This is a genomic window from Novosphingobium pentaromativorans US6-1 (assembly GCF_000767465.1).
Lineage (GTDB): Bacteria > Pseudomonadota > Alphaproteobacteria > Sphingomonadales > Sphingomonadaceae > Novosphingobium > Novosphingobium pentaromativorans.
On record NZ_CP009291.1, the window covers coordinates 292,318 to 312,017 of the forward strand.

Consider the following 19,700-nt stretch of genomic DNA (forward strand, 5'->3'; position numbering starts at 1 on the left):
ATGAACGACATGACCCCCATCCAGACCACGCTGAAGGACTGGGAATCCGATCAGGAAGTGCGCTGGTGCCCCGGCTGCGGCGACTACGCGATCCTCAAGGCGGTGCAGCGCACCCTGCCGATGATCGGCGCCGACCCGAAGAACACCGTGTTCGTTTCGGGCATCGGCTGCTCCAGCCGCTTCCCGTACTACGTCGAAAGCTACGGCTTCCACACGATCCACGGCCGCGCCCCGGCGTTCGCCACCGGCATCAAGCTCGCCAATCCCGAGCTCGACGTCTGGCTGGTGACCGGCGACGGTGACGGCATGTCGATCGGCGGCAATCACACGATGCACGTGCTGCGCCGCAACCTCGACTGCCAGATCATGCTGTTCAACAACGAGATCTACGGGCTGACCAAGGGCCAGTACTCGCCCACCAGCCGCGTCGGCACCAGCTCGCCGACGTCGCCGGTCGGCTCGGTCGACCGTCCGGCGCTGCCCTGCGCCTTCGCGCTGGGTTCGGGCGCGCGCTTCGTGGCGCGCGGCTACGACGTTTCGAAGGACCTGCCCGAAGTGCTCAAGGCGGCTCACGCCCACAAGGGCGCGGCCTTCATCGAAATCTTCCAGAACTGCATCGTCTACAACAAGGATCGCTTCGACGACTTCACCGCAAAGGGTGTCGCGGCCGAGAACCAGATCTGGTGCACCGACGGCGAGCCGCTGCTCTTCGCCAAGGGCACCAAGGGCCTCTCGCTCGATCACACTACGCTGACCCTCAAGGTTGTCGATGTCGTCGACGGTGACTGGCAGGCAGCCGATGTCGCGGTTCACAACGTGAAGAACCGCGGCCTTGCGCACATGCTGGTCGAAATGCCCTTCGGCCCGTTCCCGATGGCGCTGGGCGTGATCTACGACGATCCGCGCCCGACTTTCGAAGGCGAAGTCGTGGCCGAACGCGCAAAGCTGATCGAAGGCAAGACCGCCAATCTCGGCAAGCTGCTCTCGAAGGGCCAGACCTGGACCGTCGAGGAAAAGGACGCAGCCCACGGCCTGATGGACTGATGACACCGGGGTGAGATCTGCCCAAAGGTTGGTCTCACCCCCACGTTTTCGCTTTCAGTTCGGCGTTCGCGCGGCCACCTTCCGCCGAACCATGGCCGCAGCACGCTCAATCGTGCTCCAGCCTGTCGGCCGTCATCTGCGCGGGCCGATAGAGCAGGGCAGAGGCCGCAAAGGCCCAGCCTGCGCCGCCCAGCCATCCTGCGATAACGTCGCTGGGCCAATGGACGCCAAGCCAGACCCGGCTCCACGCAATCGCCATGCTGGCCAGCACGGCGCCGCCGATCACCGTCATGCGTACCGATTGCCTTGGGCTCAGCGCCGCGAAGGCAAGGGCCATGGCGATGTAGACGGCCGCGGAGTTGAAGCTGTGGCCGCTCGGAAAGCTCATTCCGCCGGCCTCGGTGAGATGCGGCACGATTTCCGGCCTCGGCCTGCCGAACAGGACCTTGGCCGCGCTGTTGGCGATAAGGCCGCCGATCACCGTCAAGGCCAGCAAGGCCGCTTCGCGTCGCAGCTTCAGGAAGAGCAGGGCAACGACCGCGCAAAGCGCGAAGAGATTGCGCAAAAGGGTGCCGCCCAGGGCTGTGACGTCGCGGACGGTTTCCAGCAGCCGGGTCGGCCCGACCGGGCGCAAGTCGCTGTCGCGCCAGAACAGCAGGCCGGCCTTGTCGATGGCGGTGATGTGGCCTGTCTCTACCGCCCAGACCATCATGGCGAAGCCGAGCCAGCATAGACTTGCGGCGATCAGCGCCTTGCGCGGATCGATCCGGTAACTGGAAGTCGGAAAGCTTGCGGAATTGTCTGCGGCTACCATAGAGTTACGGAACGTCCCTGAGGCAATCGCGTTCCGGTCCCATGTCAGCCCAATCGTCAGCCCAATCGTCTGCCAATTCGCACTCTCCCGTCATCGTCTGGTTTCGCCGTGACTTGCGGCTTTCGGACCAGGCGGCGCTGGCCGCGGCCGCCGCGCAAGGTCCGGTCCTGCCGGTCTATGTCCTCGACGACGAGACGCCCAGGCACCGGGCGATGGGCGGCGCCTCGCGCTGGTGGCTGCACTACAGCCTCGCAAGCCTCGATGCTACCTTGCGGGAGAAAGGCTCCCGGCTGATCCTGCGCAAGGGCAAGTGCGAGGACGTCCTGGCCGCGCTGGCGCAGGAAACCGGCGCAAGCGAAGTCCACGCGCTTCACCATTACGAACCCTGGTGGCGCAATGCCGAAAAAAGTGTCGGCAAGCGGCTGACCCTGCACTTGCACCATGGCAATTATCTTGCCCCGCCCGGAACGGTCACGACCGGCTCGGGCAGTCCCTACAAGATCTACACGCCGTTCTGGCGCGCGCTGATCGAGCGCATGCCCCCGCCGGAGCCGCAGCGCCGCCCGCAGAACATCGCCTCGCCGGACAGCTGGCCCGCATCCGACGCGCTCGATGACTGGGGACTGCTGCCGACACAGCCCGATTGGGCAGGGGGCATGCGCGATATGTGGGAGCCTGGCGAGGAAGGCGCGAAGAAGCGCCTGCGCGCCTTTGCCGATCACGCCTCTCACTATGAGGGGCAGCGTAACCTGCCCGCGGTGGAGGGCACTTCCTTCCTTTCGCCGCACCTGCACTTCGGCGAAGTCTCTCCGGCGCAGGTCTGGCATGCAACCTCCTCGGCGGGCGGCTCGGTCGCGACGTTTCTGGGCGAGATCGGCTGGCGTGACTATGCGCAGAACGTGATCGTGCAGTTTCCCGACTATGGCAGCCGGTCGGCACGGGATACCTTCGATCACTTCCCCTGGCGTTCGGGAAAGGAGGCGCAGGAAGACTTGCGCGCCTGGCAGATGGGCATGACCGGCTATCCTATCGTCGATGCCGGGATGCGCCAGCTCTGGCATACCGGCTGGATGCACAACCGGGTGCGGATGATCGCGGCCAGCTTCCTCATCAAGCACCTGCTGATCGACTGGCAGGAAGGGGAGCAGTGGTTCTGGGATACGCTGGTCGATGCCGACTATGCCTCGAACGCGGTCAACTGGCAGTGGACCGCTGGATCGGGCGTCGATTCCAACATGTTCGTGCGGATCATGGCGCCGCTGACGCAGTCTGAGAAATTCGACGCGGCAGCCTACATCCGTGAATGGGTGCCCGAGCTGGCGGACCTGCCGGATGCGGAGATCCACGATCCGGGGCCGATGTATCGGCCCGGGGACTATCCCGCCCGAATTATCGAACATCGCGCCGGCAGGGAGCGGGCGCTTGCCGCATGGGAGAAGGCAAAAGAGTGAATGCAACGGTTGCTGGTGGATTGCCCCGGTGTGACTTTGTGTTCATATCAAGGACATGAACGCGCCAGTTTCCGGGAGGGGTGAGGAACTCGTGGAAGGCGGCCGCGCCATCGGCGTGGGGCCGCAATGGTTCGCGCGGCTCTGGACGGGCGGCGTCAGGCGCATCCTCGACCAGATCGACAGGGGGCTCGACCGCGGTTCCATCCTTGCCACCCTGCCTTCGGGCGAAACCCGCCTGCTGGGAGGACGCGACACCGGCTTCGATGCGGTGGTCAAGATCAATTCCTGGCGTGCGATCCTGCGGCTGGCCACGGCCGGTTCGGTCGGCTGGTATCAGGCGTGGGATGCGGGCGAGTGGGACAGTCCCGATCCGGTGCCGCTCTTCGCATTGTTCATGGACAACGCCCTGTCGCTGGGCGATTCCGGGCGCGCCCATGGTCCCTGGCGGCTGATGACGCGGCTGGTCCACTGGCTGCACCGCAACACCCGCACCGGCTCGCTGCGCAATATCCATGCGCACTATGACCTCGGCAACGATTTCTATGAGGCTTGGCTGGGCGAGACGATGCTCTATTCGAGCGGCATTTTCGCGACTTCCGACGACGGGCCCAATGCCCTGAGCCAGTTCGTTACCCGGCTCGACATGGCGCAATCGAACAAGGTCGCCGCGATCGTCGAGCGTCTCGATATCGCGCCTGACGACAAGGTACTGGAGATCGGTTGCGGCTGGGGCACGCTGGCGGCCTTCATCGCCGGTAACGAGGCCGTGCATGTCGATGCGATCAGCCTCTCCGACGCGCAGCTTGCCTATGCGCGCGAGCGTTGGGAGATCGAGAACGGAACCGTCGACTTTCGCAAGCAGGACTACCGCGACGTTGGTCTTGGCGATGAGGGTGGTCAGTACGACGCGGTCGTCTCGGTAGAGATGGTCGAGGCGGTGGGACGCGAGTACTGGCCCGATTTCCTCGACTGCATCGCTCGCAATCTCAAGGCCGGTGGCAGGGCCGGGCTACAGCTCATCTCGATGCGCGACGAGATCTTCGAAGGCTATGCGCGCAGCGCGGACTTCATCCAGACCTTCATTTTCCCCGGGGGCATGCTGATCCGGGAATCGGAGTTCCGCCGACTGGCCGAGGAACGCGGGCTATCGTGGGAAGACCGCACGAGCTTCGGTCTCGACTATGCGAAAACCTTGCGTGAATGGCGGCGCAATTTCGATGCGGCGGTTGAGGAAGGCCGGCTTCCTTCCGGCTTCGACGAGCGCTTTGTGCGGCTATGGCGCTTCTACCTGATGTATTGCGAAGGGGGCTTTCGCGGCGGCGGCATCGACGTCGCGCAAGTCACGCTGGTCAAGCGCGGCTGAGCGTCGTTTCGCTGCCCGCGCGTCCGGGCAGGTCAGGTGCGGTAGGACGGATCGTCCGACCAGCGCGATACGATGTTATCCAGAATGATCGGACTCATCAGGTTCTCGAAGGCGCAGCCGGTCAGTCCATTGTCCCACCAGACGACCTTTGCCGAAAGCGACTCCATCCCCGGCAGGGTGATCCAGCAACGCGTGCCGGGGTGCAGGCGGCTGACCGCCGTGGCCGAGAAGCCGGAAAGCGAGAGATCGCGCACGACTGTCTGGAAGCTGCGGCCACCGGACGGACGGAGGCCAGCCGGAATGCTCATCTTCACGCGATGTGCGCTGCGGTCTTCCTGAGCGGCGAACTCGTACTTGTCCTGTTCCGTTCCTACCATGGAGAAGCCATCCTGTCGTAGCCGGAAACCGGGCGAGATGCCCGGAATGACTCCGAAAGATCGCAGGCGGGGGTTAACGGGGACTTAAGCCGGCTGGTTAACGGTCTCGCGATGTCCCGTGGGGAATGTTTCACCCAGCAGAGTCACCAGGCGGTCGGCCACCACTTCGGGCGGCTTGACCGAAGCGGGCGCTTCGCCGGGATAAGCGCGCGCGCGCATTGCAGTGCGAGTGGCGCCGGGATTGACGATAGCGACGCGGATCTTCGAGAGCTTGGCGGTTTCCTGGCCATAGCAGTCCAGCAGCACCTCAAAAGCCGCCTTGGTCGCGCCATAGGCGCCCCAAAACGCGCGCGGCTGGCCCGCCACCGTCGTGGTCATGCCGACCACCCGGGCATCGGCACTCTTGCGCAGGAGCGGGTCGAAATTGGCGATCAGCGCCTGGGTAGCCAGCACATTGGTGGTCAGGGCCTTGTTGAAGGCCTTCTGGTCGATATCGGTCACCGAAGTCAGCTCCGGCAGGATCGCTGCATTGATGACAAGGATATCGAGCTTGCCCCACCGCTGTGAGACTGCCGTGGCGAGACGGGCTATACCGTCGGGCTCGATGAGGTCGACAGGGGCGATCGTGGCCGAACCGCCGGCCTCGAATATCGCTTGCTCGACGCCTTCGAGCGCCTTGGTGTCGCGCGCAGTGAGCACGACATGCGCGCCCGCAGCGGCCAGCGCCTGCGCGGTCGCGGCGCCGATGCCGCGGCTGGCACCGGTGACGAGCGCAATCTGGCCTTCGAACGGCTTTTCGCTTCCCGTATCGCTCATCCTGTCGTTCACGCGGCCGTGAGCTGTTGCGGACGAAGTTCGGTGAAGTCGGTCAGCTTGGTCGGATATTCGCCCGAGAAGCACGCGTCGCAGAACTGCGGGCACTTCTTGTTGCGTTTCGCTTCGCCCACGGCACGGTAGAGGCCGTCGATGGAGACGAAGGCGAGACTGTCGGCCTTGATGAACTCGGCCATGGCCTGGATGTCCATCTTGGCGGCGAGCAGTTTCGAACGCTCCGGCGTATCGACGCCGTAGAAGCACGAGTGGCTGGTCGGCGGGCTGGCGATGCGCATGTGCACTTCGGCAGCGCCGGCATCGCGCATCATCTCGACGATCTTGAGCGAGGTGGTGCCGCGCACGATCGAATCGTCGATCAGGATGATCCGCTTGCCTTCCACGAGGGCGCGGTTGGCATTGTGCTTGCGCTTCACGTCAGCATGGCGGGCAGCGTCACCCGGCTGGATGAAGGTGCGTCCGACATAGTGCGAACGGATGATGCCCAGCTCGAAGGGAATGCCCGATTCCTGCGCATAGCCGATCGCGGCGGGGACGCCGCTGTCGGGCACCGGGATCACGATGTCGGCAGGCGCCGGCGCTTCCTTGGCCAGTTCGACGCCGATCTGCTTGCGCACGCCGTAGACCGAGCGGCCGTCCATCACCGAATCGGGGCGGCTGAAATAGACGTGTTCGAAGATGCAGGGGCGCGGGGCGGGGCTGCCGAAGGGACGGTGGCTGGAAATCGTGCCCTTGTGGTCGACCTGGACCAGCTCACCGGGTTCGACTGCGCGGGTGAATTCCGCACCGATCACATCGAGCGCGACGGTTTCCGAGGCGAACACGGTGGCATCGCCGAGGCGGCCCATGACCAGCGGGCGGATGCCGAGCGGATCGCGGCAGGCGATCATGCCCTCGGAAGTCATGCAGATCAGCGAATAGGCGCCTTCGACCATGCGCAGCGCATCGATGAAGCGGTCGAGCAGGGTGGGATAGCGGCTGGTCGCGACGAGGTGGATGATCACCTCGGTGTCGGAAGTCGACTGGAAGATCGAACCCTTCGACACGAGATCGCGCTTGAGCGTCATCGCATTGGAGATGTTGCCGTTATGGGCGATGGAGAAACCGCCAGCGGCGAGGTCCGCGAAGAGGGGCTGCACGTTGCGCAGGCCCGATCCGCCGGTCGTCGAATAGCGCACATGGCCGGAGGCCATCGTGCCGGGCAGCGTGTCCAGTTCCTTCTGCGAGAAGACCTGGGCGACATGGCCAAGGCCGCGGTGGGAGTGGAACTCCGTCCCGCTGAAACTGGTGATGCCCACGGCCTCTTGGCCGCGGTGCTGCAGGGAATGGAGCCCGGCTGCGGCAACATTTGCCGCATCCTTGGCACCGATCACGCCGAAAACGCCGCACTCTTCGCGCAGCTTGTCCCCGTCGGCGTCTCGAAAGGGGTGAGTTAGGTTCATGGAGTCGTCCGGCCCGCTGGCGCGTCAATGTCTGCGGCGCATTTGGCGGGGTTCGCCCGCAATTGCAAGGGGTGTGGGAAAGGCTTGTGCAGCTTTGCCTCCTGCGCGCGCTTCGTGACCGGGTCATGACAGCGTTGCGACCCGCTCGTCGAGGGAACCCATAGCGGGCTTGTCGGTTGGGCACAAACCCGGTGTCGTCACGCGTCCCCGGCCAAGTTCGCCCGTGGCTTGCAAGCCTTTGTTCATGTCCTTAATGCCAGCTGCGCATTGACCCGATCACAGACGGACCCGTCGCTTGATCCTTTCCACCTTCGAATGGACTATCGCCAAACGTTATATGTTGCCCGGCAAGGGCGAGCGTTTCATTGCGCTCGTCGCGGGCATCAGCCTTGCCGCGGTGATGCTCGGCGTGGCGGCGCTGGTGATCGTCATGAGCGTCATGAACGGCTTTCGCGCAGAGCTGTTCGACAAGATCGTCGGCCTCAATGGCCACGCCATCATCCAGGCCTATGGCGGCAGGCTCGACAACTGGCAGAACGTCCTTGAGGACGTGCGCAAGACGCCCGGCGTCACCCGCGCCACGCCGCTGATCGAGCAGCCGCTGCTGGCCAGCTTCAACGGCCGGGTCGAAGCGATCCTCGTACGCGGCAATACCGACCAGGACATCGTCCGGCTTCGCGACAAGGTGAAGGCCGGCAGTCTCGGTCAACTCGAGCCCGGCAGCAACAACGTGGCGATCGGCTCCCAGCTCGCCCAGAACCTTGGCGCGCAAGTGGGCGACATGATTACCGTGATCAATCCGCAAGGCCGCTCGACCCCCTTCGGCACCGTGCCGCGCCAGATCGCCTACCGCGTCGCCGCGATCTTCGAGATCGGCGTTTATGACTACGACAAGGCCTTCGTGGTGATGCCGATGAAGGATGCGCAGACGTTGCTGCTGACCGGCGATTCGATCGGCATGATCGAAGTGACCACGACCGATCCCGACCGTGTCGACCAGATCCTTGCCCCGCTTGAGCGCAAGCTGGCCGGGCAGGCCATCGTCACCGACTGGAAGACGATCAATGCCTCGCTGTTCGAGGCGCTGGCGGTGGAACGCGTGGCGATGTTCGTCGTGCTCTCGATCATCGTTCTGGTCGCGGTGTTCAACATTCTCTCGTCGCTGATCATGCTGGTGCGCGCCAAGACGCGCGACATAGCGATCCTGCGCACGATGGGGGCGACGCGAAAATCGCTGCTCAAGGTCTTCGTCACCACGGGCTTCTGCATCGGTGCGCTCGGCACGGTGGCGGGCGTTATCCTGGGCTTCGTGTTCCTCTATTTCCGCCAGCCGATCGTCCATCTCGTGGAAATCGTCACCGGACAGAACCTGTGGGACCCTTCGATCCGCTTCCTGACCGAATTGCCGGCCCGCTCCGATCCGGTGGAGATCGCCGTTATCTGCCTGATGGCGCTCGCCTTCAGTTTCCTTGCCACGCTCTACCCGGCCTTCAAGGCGGCGAGCACCGATCCCGTGCAGGTGCTGCGCTATGAATGAACCCGTGAATGTCCAGGAACCGCACGTCGGCGCCGAGCGCGGCGCCCCGGTCGTGCGTATCGAGAAGCTGACGCGCAGCTTCGAGCAGGGCGGCGTCACTATCGACGTGCTGCGCGGCGTCGACCTTGTGATCCGCCCCGGCGAGATCGTGGCGCTGCTGGGCCCGTCGGGCTCGGGCAAGTCGACGATGCTGCAGGCCATCGGCCTGCTTGAAGGCGGCTTCGGCGGCCATATCGAGATTGCCGGGATCAATGCCTCGAAACTGGGCAAGGACGAACGCGCCTGGGTGCGCCGCGATCACATCGGCTTCGTCTATCAGTTCCACCACCTGCTGCCCGACTTCAACGCGATCGAGAACGTCGTGCTGCCGCAATTGATCACCGGCAAGCCGCGCGAGGAATGCGAGGAGCGCGCGCGCGAGCTGCTCGGCGCACTTGGCCTTGGACAACGCCTCGAGCATCGCCCGAGCAAGCTTTCGGGTGGCGAACAGCAACGCGTCGCAGTGGCCCGAGCGCTGGCCAACAGGCCGCGGCTGGTGCTGGCCGACGAACCCACCGGCAACCTCGACGAGGCGACGGCCGACAAGGTCTTCGACCAGTTCCTGCGCCTCGTGCGCGGGCAGGGCAGCGCCGCACTGGTCGCCACCCACAACGAGAGGCTGGCGCAGGGCATGGACCGCGTCGTGCGTCTGCATGACGGCGTCCTGCAATAACGCTGCAATGACCGGGCCGGCATCATTGCAGGACGCAGTGAGGATCCTCGTTGATTTCGCCGCGGCAAATGCCCAAGTTGAAAGAAAACCACAGGGAAAACGAAAGGACCACGCAGATGAGCGACTCTCCCTCCACGATCCAGGGTGAACCGGAGGCGCCGCGCGGTTTCGGCTGGAACGATTCGGCGGAACTGCACAAGTGCGCCGATGGGGGCGGTCTGTTCCACCGGTTCAAGACGATCCGCCGTGGCACCGTGGCCCAGTTGATCGACTTCGTGATGGACCTGCCCGAAGAAAAGCAGAGGGAATACGCGATCCAGAAGGAAGGCGATCACCGTCTTTCCATCGGCGAGATTCGCGCGCTTTTCCGCCGCGCGGACTTTCCCAAGACCCCGGACTGACGCAGGTTGCACGGTGAGGCCGACCCGCATTGCCGGTCGGTCTCGCTGCAGCCTGCGGGTAAGCCTGCGAAGATAATTCCTTGAAAGCGAGTTCAGACAGCGAGGTGCCGACCTTGAAGACCATCGCCGATTTCAATGCGACGCTTCCCAATGGTGACAAGCTGGCCCTTGCCGACAAGGCGGGCAAGGTCCTGCTGGTGGTCAACACGGCAAGCAAGTGCGGCTTTACCCCGCAGTATAAGGGTCTTGAGGCGCTCTGGCAGAAGTACCGCGACCGCGGGTTCGAAGTGATCGCCTTTCCCTGCAACCAGTTCGGCGGCCAGGAACCGGGTTCGGCCGATGAGATCGCCGAATTCTGCGAGGTCAATTTCGGTCTCTCGTTTCCGCTTATGGGCAAGATCGAAGTCAATGGCCCGGGCGCGGATCCGCTGTTCGACTGGCTCAAGGCCGAAGCGCCCGGCGTGCTGGGCACGAAGAAGATCAAGTGGAACTTCACCAAGTTCCTGGTCGACCGCGAAGGCAAGGTGGTGCGTCGCTATGGTCCGACCGACAAGCCCGAGGGCCTTGCGAAGGACATCGAAGCGCTGCTCTGATCCGGCAGGGCCCCTTCCGCGATTGCGCGGGGGCGGGGCAAGGCCGGCAATTTGCGCCGCGGCAATGGGCGCTATCCCCCGCTTTGTCCCCAGCGCGGCCTTGATCGCGCGGGCGCGCGATGCCTAAATTCCCATCATGCCGTTCTCGCCTTTCGTCCCGCTTCGCATCTTCTCTAGCTTCACGATGCTGGACGGCTCGATCGACCCCAAGGCGATCGCCAAGCTGGCCAAGGAGCGCAAGTTTCCGGCCATCGCCATCTGCGACCGCAATGGTCTCTATGGCGCCCCGACTTTCGCCGGTGCCTGCATGGACGCAGGGGTGCAGCCCGTTGTCGGGACCTTTCTCGCCGTCGCCCGTCCGGGGGCGGTTGCGCAGGGGCAGGACCTGCCGATCGACTGGCTGGCGCTGTTCGCCCAGAACGAGGATGGCTGGCTCAACTTGTGCCGCCACGTCAGCCGCGCCCACCTCGACCGACCGCTGGAACTCGATCCCCATGTGGAACTGGAATCGCTGCGCGGCCATACCGATGGCCTGATCTGCCTCACCGGCGGCAACGAGGGTGCGCTGGCGCGGCTCTATGCCGACGACCGTCCCGAGGCGGCGGAGCGCTACTGCGATGCCCTGCAGGGCCTGTTCGGCGACCGCCTCTACATAGAGATCACCCGCACCGGCGAGCCCGAGGAGGATGCCTCCGAGGAAGACCTGATCGCGCTTGCCTATGAGCGCGACATTCCGCTGGTCGGGTCGAACCCGGCACAATATTCCGAGGCGAGCTTTCATTCCGCGCACGATGGCATGCTGTGCATCGCCAACTCCACGCAGGTCGATGCACCGGACCGGCCGCGCTCTTCGTCCGAGCGCTGGGTCAAGCCGGTCGATGTCATGCAGGAACTCTTCGCGGACCTGCCGGAAGCCATCGCCAACACCATGGTCGTCGCCCAGCGCTGCGCCTTTGCGCCGCCGCGCCGCAAGCCCCTTCTGCCAAGCCTTGCCGGCGACCGCGAAGGCGAGGCGCGGATGCTGGTCGACGATGCCCGGCGCGGCCTTGCGCGGCGCCTGCTGCCCTACTGGCCCGACGTCAGCGAGGACGAACTCGACGAGGCGCTGGCCTTCAAGGGCGACGAGCGCAAGGCGGCTTACGAGACCCTGCGCGAAAAGGGCGTGAGCGAGGACTTCCTTGCCTATGCCGACCGCCTCGATTTTGAGACGCAGATCATCATCGGCATGGGTTTCCCCGGCTACTTCCTGATCGTTGCCGACTTCATCAAGTGGGCCAAGGACAACGGCATTCCGGTCGGCCCGGGCCGTGGTTCGGGTGCCGGCTCGCTGGTCGCCTGGGCGCTGACCATTACCGACCTCGACCCGCTCAGGCTGGGCCTGCTTTTCGAACGCTTCCTCAACCCGGAACGCGTCTCGATGCCTGACTTCGATATCGACTTCTGCGAAACCCGGCGCGGCGAAGTGATCCGCTACGTCCAGCGCAAGTACGGCCACGACCACGTCGCGCAGATCATTACCTTCGGCAAGATGAAGGCCCGCGCGGTGCTGCGCGACTGCGGGCGCATCCTGCAGATGGGCTACGGCCGCGTCGATTCGCTGTGCAAGATGGTGCCCAACCATCCGACCGACCCGTGGAACCTCACCGAGGCGCTCAACGGCCGCAAGGAACACGGCGTCACCAAGGACCCGCCGGTCGCCGAGTTCCGCCGCGAATACGACACCGATCCCGAAGTGCGCCGCATGGTCGACCTGGCCGTGCAGCTCGAGGGCCTGCCGCGCAACTCCTCGACCCATGCGGCGGGCGTCGTCATCGGCGACCGCCCGCTGGAAAAGCTGGTCCCGCTTTACCGCGATCCGCGTTCGGACATGCCCGTCACCCAGTTCGACATGAAATCGGTCGAGGATACCGGGCTCGTGAAGTTCGACTTCCTCGGCCTCAAGACCCTGTCGGTATTGCGCAAGGCCTGCGACCTGCTCGAACGGCGGGGGATCAGGATCGACCTGTCGAGCCTCGGCTGGGACGATCCGGCCGTCTACGAACTGCTCAAGCGCGGCGACACGGTCGGCGTGTTCCAGCTGGAATCGGAGGGCATGCGCCGCACCCTGGCGGCCGTGAAGCCGACCAACTTCGGTGACATCATCGCGCTCGTCTCGCTGTATCGACCGGGCCCGATGGACAACATCCCGCTCTTCGGCCGCCGCAAGAACGGGCTGGAGCAGATCGAGTTTCCGCACGAGAAGCTCGAGGGCATCCTCGGCGAAACTTACGGCATCTTCGTCTATCAGGAGCAGGTCATGCAGGCCGCGCAGATCCTGGCGGGCTATTCGCTCGGCGATGCAGACTTGCTGCGCCGCGCGATGGGCAAGAAGAAGAAGGAGGAGATGGACAAGCAGCGTGCCCGCTTCGTGGCCGGCTGCAAGGAACTATCCGACATCGACGAGCCCAAGGCCAACGAACTGTTCGACTTGATCGACAAGTTCGCCGGCTATGGCTTTAACAAGTCGCACGCAGCCGCGTACGCGCTGCTCGCTTATCATACCGCTTGGCTGAAGGCGCATTACCCGCACGAATTCTATGCAGCGGCCATGTGCTTCGACATGCACCAGTCGGAAAAGCTGGCGATCTTCGTGGACGATGCGCGGCGCAACGGCATCGAACTGGCCGCGCCCGACATCAACATGTCGGAAGCGGAATTCATCGTCGAGGAAACCCACGACAGCCACGCCGTGCGCTATGCCTTGGCAGGCATCCGCAACGTCGGTGAAAAGGCGATGGACGCGATCGTTGCGGAGCGTCAGGCGAACGGCAAGTTCGTCAGCCTGCACGACCTGTTCAAGCGCGCTCCGGCCGGATCGATGAACCGCCGCCAGCTTGAAAGCCTGGGCGCGGCCGGTGCGCTCGACAGCCTGGAGCCGAACCGTGCGAAGGTGTTGGCCAATGCGGACCTGCTTCTGGCCGTTGCCGATGAAGCCTCGCGCAGCCGTTCGAGCGGGCAGGCGGGGCTGTTCGGCGGCGACGATCACGCCGAGCCGGGGCTGCGTCTCGTCGATGCCGAGCCCTGGAGCCGGATGGACCAGATGGCCAAGGAGCGCGAGAATTTCGGCTTCTACTTCGCCGCCCATCCGGTCGAGCAGTTCCGCGCGGTGGCCTCGGCCAATGGTGCGCGCACGCACGCCAGCCTGATCGCCGGCGGCTCGGGCGGCGGCGGACGATCCGGCGCAGTCATGGCTGCGCTTGTCGAGAACGTGCAGAAGCGCAAGACCCGCAAGGGCAAGGATTTCGTCATGGCCGACTTCTCGGACCAGTCGGGCAATTTCTCCGCGTCGTGCTTCGAGGAAAGTCTGGTCGAGAACTTCGTGAAGTGGGCGAAGGAAGGCACTTGCGTCCTGCTCAACGTCGAACTGGACAGTCCGAGCGCGGACGAGCCTCCCCGGGTTACGGTGCGCGGGGCGCGGCCACTGGCCGAAGTGAAAGCCGATGCGCGCATGCTGCTGCGGCTCGACATCGACCGGGTGGAGGCGGTGCAGGAATTGGCGCTGCTGATGCGTCCCGGATCGCCTGGCGGGGGCGAGGTCATCGCCAACCTCAAGCTGGGCAACGGACGTGAGCAGAAAGTGCGGCTGGGCCGTGACTTCGCGCTCGACGGCGAATTTGCCGAGCAGCTCGCGACGATCGATGGCCTCTCCAACATTTCGCTGACTGCCCGCCGCGGCCCGGAAGGGCTGCGCCGCGCGGCCTGATTTGCAAAGGTCGGTTTGCTATGGCCTAGTGCCGCGCCGATGATTACCCTCCTGTCTCAAAGCATAAGTGCGCAAAGGCACAGCCGCAGAGAGGAGAGCCGATGCTGGGTGCGATGCAGGACTGGGAGCTGCGGGTCACGGGTCTGATCGACCATGCCGCGCGGGAACATGGCGAGCGCGAGATCGTCACCCACTGGGCGGATGGAAAGCAGTCCCGCACCAACTGGCGGGAAGTTCGGCGCGATGCGCTGAAGATGGTGCAGGCCTTGCGGCGCCTTGGCATGCAGCCGCAGGATCGGGTCGCGACGCTGGCGATGAACCACTCGCGCCATCTCGTTACCTGGTACGGCGCGCCCGGAGCCGGCTGCGTGCTGCACACGATCAATCCGCGGCTCTTCGACGACCAGCTCAGCTTCATCATCAACCATGCCGAGGACCGGGTGCTGATCTATGATGCAGCATTCCAGCCCATCGTCGACCGCCTGCGTCCGCTGTGTCCGGGGATCGAGCATTACATCTGCTTCGATTCGCCCGAGCATGCGCCCGCATTCGACGACTGGATCGGTGCCGAGAACGGCGAGACGGCCTGGGCGCCGGGAGACGAGCGCGATCCGTGCATGCTGTGCTATACCAGCGGCACGACCGGGCACCCCAAGGGCGTGCTCTATTCGCACCGTTCGAACATGCTGCACACCTTGGCGATGATCGCCCCGTCGTGCCTGGCGCTGGAGCCGCGATCGTGCGTTCTACCCATCGTGCCGATGTTCCATGCCAACAACTGGGGCATGCCCTGGGGCTGCGCGGCGACCGGGGCGAAGCTGGTCTATAGCCAGGTCAACGATCCGTCGGCGCTTTGCGCGCTTATCGAGCAGGAGCGGGTTTCGCATGTCGCCGGCGTGCCGACGGTCTGGTTCGCCTTTCTCCAGCACCTCGACGAGACGGGCAAGGACATGCCGCCGATCGCTTACGCCATATCGGGCGGTGCTGCCTTTCCGCGCAGCGTCGTGGAACGGCTGATGCGCAGCGGTGTGCGGGTGGGTCATGCCTGGGGCATGACCGAGACTTCGCCGATCGCGACGGTTTCCTACGAAGGGGCCGATTGGGACACGCTGTCGTTCGACGAACAGGTCGATCGCAAGTGCCTGCAGGGCAGGGTGGTCTATGGCAGCGAAGTGCGCATCGTTTCGCTCGATGACCATGAAACGCCGCTGCCTCACGATGGAAAGGCCTCGGGCGCGCTGCAAGTGCGCGGGGCCTGGACGATCAGGCGCTATTTCAAGGCGGAAGAAGATGCTGCGAATGAACAGGGCTGGTTCGATACCGGAGACGTGGCGGCGATCATGCCGGACGGTTCGGTCAGGCTGACCGACCGCACCAAGGACGTCATCAAGTCGGGCGGGGAATGGATAAGCTCGGTCGAACTGGAAAACGCCGCGGTGGGGCACCCGGACGTCGTCGAGGCGGCGGCCATCGGAATTGCGCATCCCAAGTGGGACGAACGGCCGCTCCTCATCGTCGTGCCGCGCGGTGGCAGCAGTCTGCGCGGTGAGGACGTGCGCGAATTCCTGCGCGACAAGGTCGCCAGCTGGTGGCTGCCCGATGCGGTGGAACTGGTGAATGCCCTGCCGCATACGGGCACCGGAAAGATCAGCAAGAAGGACCTTCGCGTGCAATACAAGGACTACACGCTGCCGGTATGACGAAGGCGGCCGCTAGGCGGGCAGCCGCCTCGGCTCGAATTACTGGTTGGCCGCGTTGCCGGCAGCGGTCTCGGCGGCGTCGCCGACCTGTTCGGCCGCATTGCCCACGCTGTTCGCAGCATTGGCGATGGCGTTGTCCTTGGCTGCTTCGCTGCTCGATGTCTGGCTGAACAGGTAAATCCCGCCGATAACCGCGACGAGGACAATGACCGCCATGACGATGCCGGTTCCACTGGAAGAACTCTTTTCGTGAATTACAGTCGTGTGCGGAGCTTGCGACGTTTCGCGTGTGGTTTCGGTGGTGGTGTATTCTTCGGCCATGAAGACCTCCTTTTGAATTCCTTGTCTGCAGCGAAGAACTCGCCACCCATCGAGTTGTTTCAAAACTGACATGTCCTGCGTCGAATCGAGCCTGATCAGGGACGAAACGTGCCTAGAGAAACGACAACTGTCCGCTTGCGTCGGGCGCCTTGAAACCGGAGCAGTCCAGATGGACATCCGGCGGGCCGAAGCCATGCCGTTTGGCCGCAAGCCGGAAGCGATTGCGGAACAGATCGGCCCACACGCCGCTGGGGCGCATGCGCTCAAAGAAACGCGGGTCGTTGTCCTTGCCGCCGCGCATCTCGCGAATCGTCGTCATGACCTTGGAGGCTCGCTCGGGGAAGTGCACTTCCAGCCATTCGCGAAACAGCGGCGCAACTTCGTGGGGCAGGCGCACCATGATCCACATGGCGCCGCGCACGCCTTGCCCTGCCGCGGCTTCCAGTATCGCCTCCAGGAATTGGTCGGTGATCGCCGGGATTACCGGAGCGATCGAGACATGGGCGGGGATTCCGGCCTCTACCAGCTTGCCCAGCGCGGCAATTCGCCTGGCCGGGGTGGCCGCCCGAGGTTCCAGCAGGCGCGAGAGGTGGGCATCGAGGCTGGTTACGGAAATGCCCACGCCCACCAGATCGAATCGCGCCATCTCGCGCAGGATGTCGAGATCGCGCAGGACCCGGTCCGACTTTGTGGTGATCGTCACCGGGTGGCGCGTCTCCAGGCAGACTTCGAGGATCTCGCGCGTGATGCGGTAGTGCGCCTCGATCGGCTGGTAGGGATCGGTATTGGTTCCCATCGCGATCGGTGCCGGCCGATAGCCTGGCTTTGCCAGCGTGGTGCGCAGGAGCCTTGCCGCATCGGGCTTGGCGAAGAGCCTGGTTTCGAAATCGAGGCCGGGCGAAAGGTCGTGAAAGGCGTGGCTGGGCCGCGCGAAACAGTAGATGCAGCCATGTTCGCAGCCGCGATAGGCATTGATCGAGCGATCGAAGGGAATATCCGGCGATTTGTTGAAAGACAGGATCGTGCGGGGATGCTCCTCGGTCACGCTCGTGGCCGGGTTGCGGGGAGGGCCGTCGATGTCGGCGACGCTGTCGAGCCAGTCCCCGTCGGCTTCCCGTCCGGGCAGGTTGAAGCGAGAGCTTGGCGCCCCGCTGGCAGCGCCTCTTCCCTTTAGAGGTTGCATGCCACGATGTGAACATAAAGAGAACAAAAGTCAATGGCGCTACCTGCGCCGCATGACGTGCAGGTAAAGAAAAAGCCCTCCCCGCGTGGGGGAGGGCTCTTCTTGTTTCGGCAGCCGGAGCTGCCCGAATCCATGGACCGTAAAGGTCAGGCCCAGGAGGCCATTTCCTTCTCGAGGTTCTCGACGATGGCTTCGAAGAACTGCTCGGTGGTCATCCAGCTCTGCTCGGGGCCGATCAGCAGCGCGAGGTCCTTGGTCATCGCGCCGCTTTCGACGGTCTCGATGCAGACGCGCTCGAGGGTCTGGGCGAACTTCACGACGTCCGGCGTGTTGTCGAACTTGCCGCGGTACATGAGGCCACGCGTCCAGGCGAAGATCGAGGCGATCGGGTTGGTCGAGGTCGACTTGCCCTGCTGGTGCTGGCGGTAGTGACGGGTGACGGTGCCGTGGGCGGCTTCCGCTTCGACGGTCTTGCCGTCGGGCGCCATCAGGACCGAGGTCATCAGGCCCAGCGAGCCGAAGCCCTGTGCAACGGTGTCCGACTGCACGTCGCCGTCGTAGTTCTTGCAGGCCCAGACGAACTTGCCCGACCACTTGAGCGCCGAGGCGACCATGTCGTCGATCAGGCGGTGCTCATAGGTGATGCCGGCATCCTTGAACTTCTCGGCGAAGCCTTCGGTGTCGAACACTTCCTGGAACAGATCCTTGAAGCGGCCGTCGTAGGCCTTCATGATCGTGTTCTTGGTCGACAGGTAGACCGGCCATTTCAGGCCGAGGCCGTAGTTGAACGAAGCGCGCGCGAAGTCGCGGATCGATTCGTCGAGGTTGTACATGGCCATGGCGACGCCCGGCGCCGGGAAGTCGAACACGTCGAGGTCGATCTTGTCGCCGTTTTCACCGTCCCAGACGAGGCGCAGCTTGCCGGGGCCAGGGATCAGGGTGTCGGTGGCGCGGTACTGGTCGCCGAACGCGTGACGGCCCACGACGATGGGGTCGGTCCAGCCCGGAACCAGGCGGGGAACGTTCGAGATCACGATGGGTTCGCGGAAGACGACGCCGCCGAGGATGTTGCGGATCGTGCCGTTGGGCGACTTCCACATCTTCTTGAGGCTGAATTCCTCGACGCGGGCTTCGTCGGGGGTGATCGTCGCGCACTTCACGGCAACGCCATACTGCTTGGTGGCGTTGGCGGCGTCGACGGTGATCTGGTCGTCGGTCTCGTCGCGCTTGGTGACCGAGAGGTCGTAGTACTTGAGGTCGACGTCGAGGTAGGGGAGAATCAGACGCTCGCGGATCCATTCCCAGATGATCCGGGTCATTTCATCGCCGTCCATCTCTACGATGGGATTTGCTACCTTGATTTTTGCCATGCTTGAAAGCTCCCCTGGGGATGAGAATTTGGGCGTCTCTTAAGGAGAGGGTGGGCGCTTAGCAAGGCAAGGAACGGCATTTTGGCGCCAGTTTGACGGCGCGGGGGCGTTGATCCTGCCTTCAGGAGAGGTGCCGAAGCACCGGGCGGCCCGACTTGGCGAGGTGCAGCGGCTGGAAAGCCGGTCCCGGAAAGCAGAAAACCCGCCGCTTTCGCGACGGGTTTCTAGCCATCAGGCCTGGGGAATGGTGGGCGTAGCAAGGATTGAACTTGCGACCCCTACGATGTCAACATAGTGCTCTACCACTGAGCTATACGCCCATTCCGTCCAGAGCTCCTTGCGGGCGTTCCCGCTCGGAGGACTGGCCCTCTAGCGTCATGTTTCCGGTGATGCAAGACGCTTTGGCAGGAATTTTTCAATTAAAGTCGAGCGTGCTCGGGAAGGCCGAAAACCCGCTGCACTTCCATCACAAGATCGCGAAGATGGAAGGGTTTGGAAAGGACTTTCGCCTGCGGTGCCTCGCGGCTGGCGCGCAGGGTGACGGCAGCAAAACCGGTAATGAACATGACCTTGGTCATCGGCGAAACCTCGGCGCAGCGCTGCGCCAGTTCGATGCCGTCCATCTCGGGCATGACGATGTCCGAAAGCAGCAGGTCGAAAGTCTCGGTCTCCAGGTGGGGCAGGGCGGTCGTGCCGCAATCGACGGCAACCACATCGTATCCGGCATTTTCCAATGCCCGTGCCAGGTAGGTGCGCATCGCCTCATCGTCTTCGGCTAGCAGGATGCGGATCATCGCCTTGTCGTCCCGTATTTCCATG

Annotated in this window: 17 protein-coding genes and 1 tRNA gene; 9 read left to right on the forward strand and 9 right to left on the reverse strand. The window is 64.2% G+C overall.

All coding sequences use genetic code 11. The annotated features are described in order from the left end of the window. Positions 1-1,044 (forward strand): 2-oxoacid:ferredoxin oxidoreductase subunit beta, encoded by a 1,044-nt coding sequence (locus tag JI59_RS01245; protein WP_007014774.1) that lies wholly within the window; start codon positions 1-3, stop codon positions 1,042-1,044. 106 nt (positions 1,045-1,150) lie between these two features. Here the strand turns inward: JI59_RS01245 and JI59_RS01250 are convergent, their stop codons facing one another. Beyond that, complete coding sequence (locus JI59_RS01250; protein ID WP_007014775.1) at positions 1,151-1,858, reverse strand: phosphatase PAP2 family protein; 708 nt, start codon at positions 1,856-1,858, stop codon at positions 1,151-1,153. 41 nt (positions 1,859-1,899) lie between these two features. Between JI59_RS01250 and JI59_RS01255 the strand changes: the two genes are divergently transcribed. After that, a complete protein-coding gene (locus JI59_RS01255; protein ID WP_007014776.1) occupies positions 1,900-3,309 on the forward strand; it encodes a cryptochrome/photolyase family protein in 1,410 nt (469 codons plus the stop codon). 55 nt (positions 3,310-3,364) lie between these two features. Beyond that, positions 3,365-4,672, forward strand: coding sequence for an SAM-dependent methyltransferase (locus JI59_RS01260; RefSeq protein ID WP_038575347.1), 1,308 nt, complete (start codon positions 3,365-3,367; stop codon positions 4,670-4,672). Positions 4,673-4,704: 32 nt separating this feature from the next. On the opposite strand, the gene JI59_RS01265 is transcribed toward JI59_RS01260, so the two are convergent. From JI59_RS01265 to purF, 3 genes are all read right to left on the reverse strand, one after another. Then, positions 4,705-5,049 carry a PilZ domain-containing protein gene (locus JI59_RS01265; protein WP_007014778.1) on the reverse strand — a complete coding sequence of 115 codons (345 nt, stop codon included), beginning with the start codon at positions 5,047-5,049 and terminating at the stop codon, positions 4,705-4,707. A gap of 84 nt (positions 5,050-5,133) precedes the next feature. After that, entirely contained in the window at positions 5,134-5,865 is a 732-nt protein-coding gene (locus JI59_RS01270; protein WP_038576768.1) for an SDR family NAD(P)-dependent oxidoreductase, read from the reverse strand. A gap of 8 nt (positions 5,866-5,873) precedes the next feature. Continuing rightward, positions 5,874-7,322, reverse strand: a complete 1,449-nt coding sequence (gene purF, locus JI59_RS01275; protein ID WP_007014780.1) for an amidophosphoribosyltransferase — start codon at positions 7,320-7,322, stop codon at positions 5,874-5,876. A 295-nt stretch (positions 7,323-7,617) separates the two neighbouring features. Here purF and JI59_RS01280 point away from each other — a divergent pair, with 295 nt between their 5' ends. The 6 genes from JI59_RS01280 to JI59_RS01305 all read left to right on the forward strand — a co-directional run bounded on the left by JI59_RS01280 (position 7,618) and on the right by JI59_RS01305 (position 16,007). After that, the gene (locus tag JI59_RS01280; RefSeq protein ID WP_007014781.1) at positions 7,618-8,859 is read left to right on the forward strand and encodes a lipoprotein-releasing ABC transporter permease subunit; all 1,242 of its coding nucleotides are present in this window, start codon (positions 7,618-7,620) and stop codon (positions 8,857-8,859) included. Next, entirely contained in the window at positions 8,852-9,571 is a 720-nt protein-coding gene (locus JI59_RS01285; RefSeq protein ID WP_052117813.1) for an ABC transporter ATP-binding protein, read from the forward strand. Before JI59_RS01280 ends, JI59_RS01285 begins: the two co-directional genes overlap by 8 nt. 116 nt (positions 9,572-9,687) lie before the next feature. Next, complete coding sequence (locus JI59_RS01290) at positions 9,688-9,972, forward strand: hypothetical protein (protein ID WP_007014784.1); 285 nt, start codon at positions 9,688-9,690, stop codon at positions 9,970-9,972. Positions 9,973-10,076: 104 nt separating this feature from the next. Beyond that, positions 10,077-10,565 (forward strand): glutathione peroxidase, encoded by a 489-nt coding sequence (locus JI59_RS01295; protein WP_007014785.1) that lies wholly within the window; start codon positions 10,077-10,079, stop codon positions 10,563-10,565. Between the two features lie 136 nt (positions 10,566-10,701). Then, positions 10,702-14,307, forward strand: a complete 3,606-nt coding sequence (gene dnaE, locus JI59_RS01300) for a DNA polymerase III subunit alpha (RefSeq protein ID WP_038575349.1) — start codon at positions 10,702-10,704, stop codon at positions 14,305-14,307. A gap of 101 nt (positions 14,308-14,408) precedes the next feature. Beyond that, positions 14,409-16,007: a long-chain fatty acid--CoA ligase gene (locus JI59_RS01305; RefSeq protein ID WP_007014787.1), complete on the forward strand. Its 1,599-nt coding sequence runs from the start codon at positions 14,409-14,411 to the stop codon at positions 16,005-16,007. Positions 16,008-16,046: 39 nt separating this feature from the next. On the opposite strand, the gene JI59_RS01310 is transcribed toward JI59_RS01305, so the two are convergent. The 5 genes from JI59_RS01310 to cpdR all read right to left on the reverse strand — a co-directional run bounded on the left by JI59_RS01310 (position 16,047) and on the right by cpdR (position 19,675). After that, complete coding sequence (locus JI59_RS01310) at positions 16,047-16,328, reverse strand: hypothetical protein (RefSeq protein WP_007014788.1); 282 nt, start codon at positions 16,326-16,328, stop codon at positions 16,047-16,049. A 112-nt stretch (positions 16,329-16,440) separates the two neighbouring features. After that, a complete protein-coding gene (locus JI59_RS01315) occupies positions 16,441-17,511 on the reverse strand; it encodes a PA0069 family radical SAM protein (protein WP_007014789.1) in 1,071 nt (356 codons plus the stop codon). Positions 17,512-17,657: 146 nt separating this feature from the next. Further along, on the reverse strand, positions 17,658-18,881 hold the full coding sequence (locus JI59_RS01320; RefSeq protein ID WP_007014790.1) for an NADP-dependent isocitrate dehydrogenase: 1,224 nt from the start codon (positions 18,879-18,881) through the stop codon (positions 17,658-17,660). Between the two features lie 245 nt (positions 18,882-19,126). Beyond that, positions 19,127-19,201 (reverse strand) — tRNA-Val (locus tag JI59_RS01325). A gap of 99 nt (positions 19,202-19,300) precedes the next feature. Next, positions 19,301-19,675, reverse strand: a complete 375-nt coding sequence (gene cpdR / locus JI59_RS01330; protein ID WP_038576773.1) for a cell cycle two-component system response regulator CpdR — start codon at positions 19,673-19,675, stop codon at positions 19,301-19,303. Between the last annotated feature and the right edge of the window lie 25 nt (positions 19,676-19,700).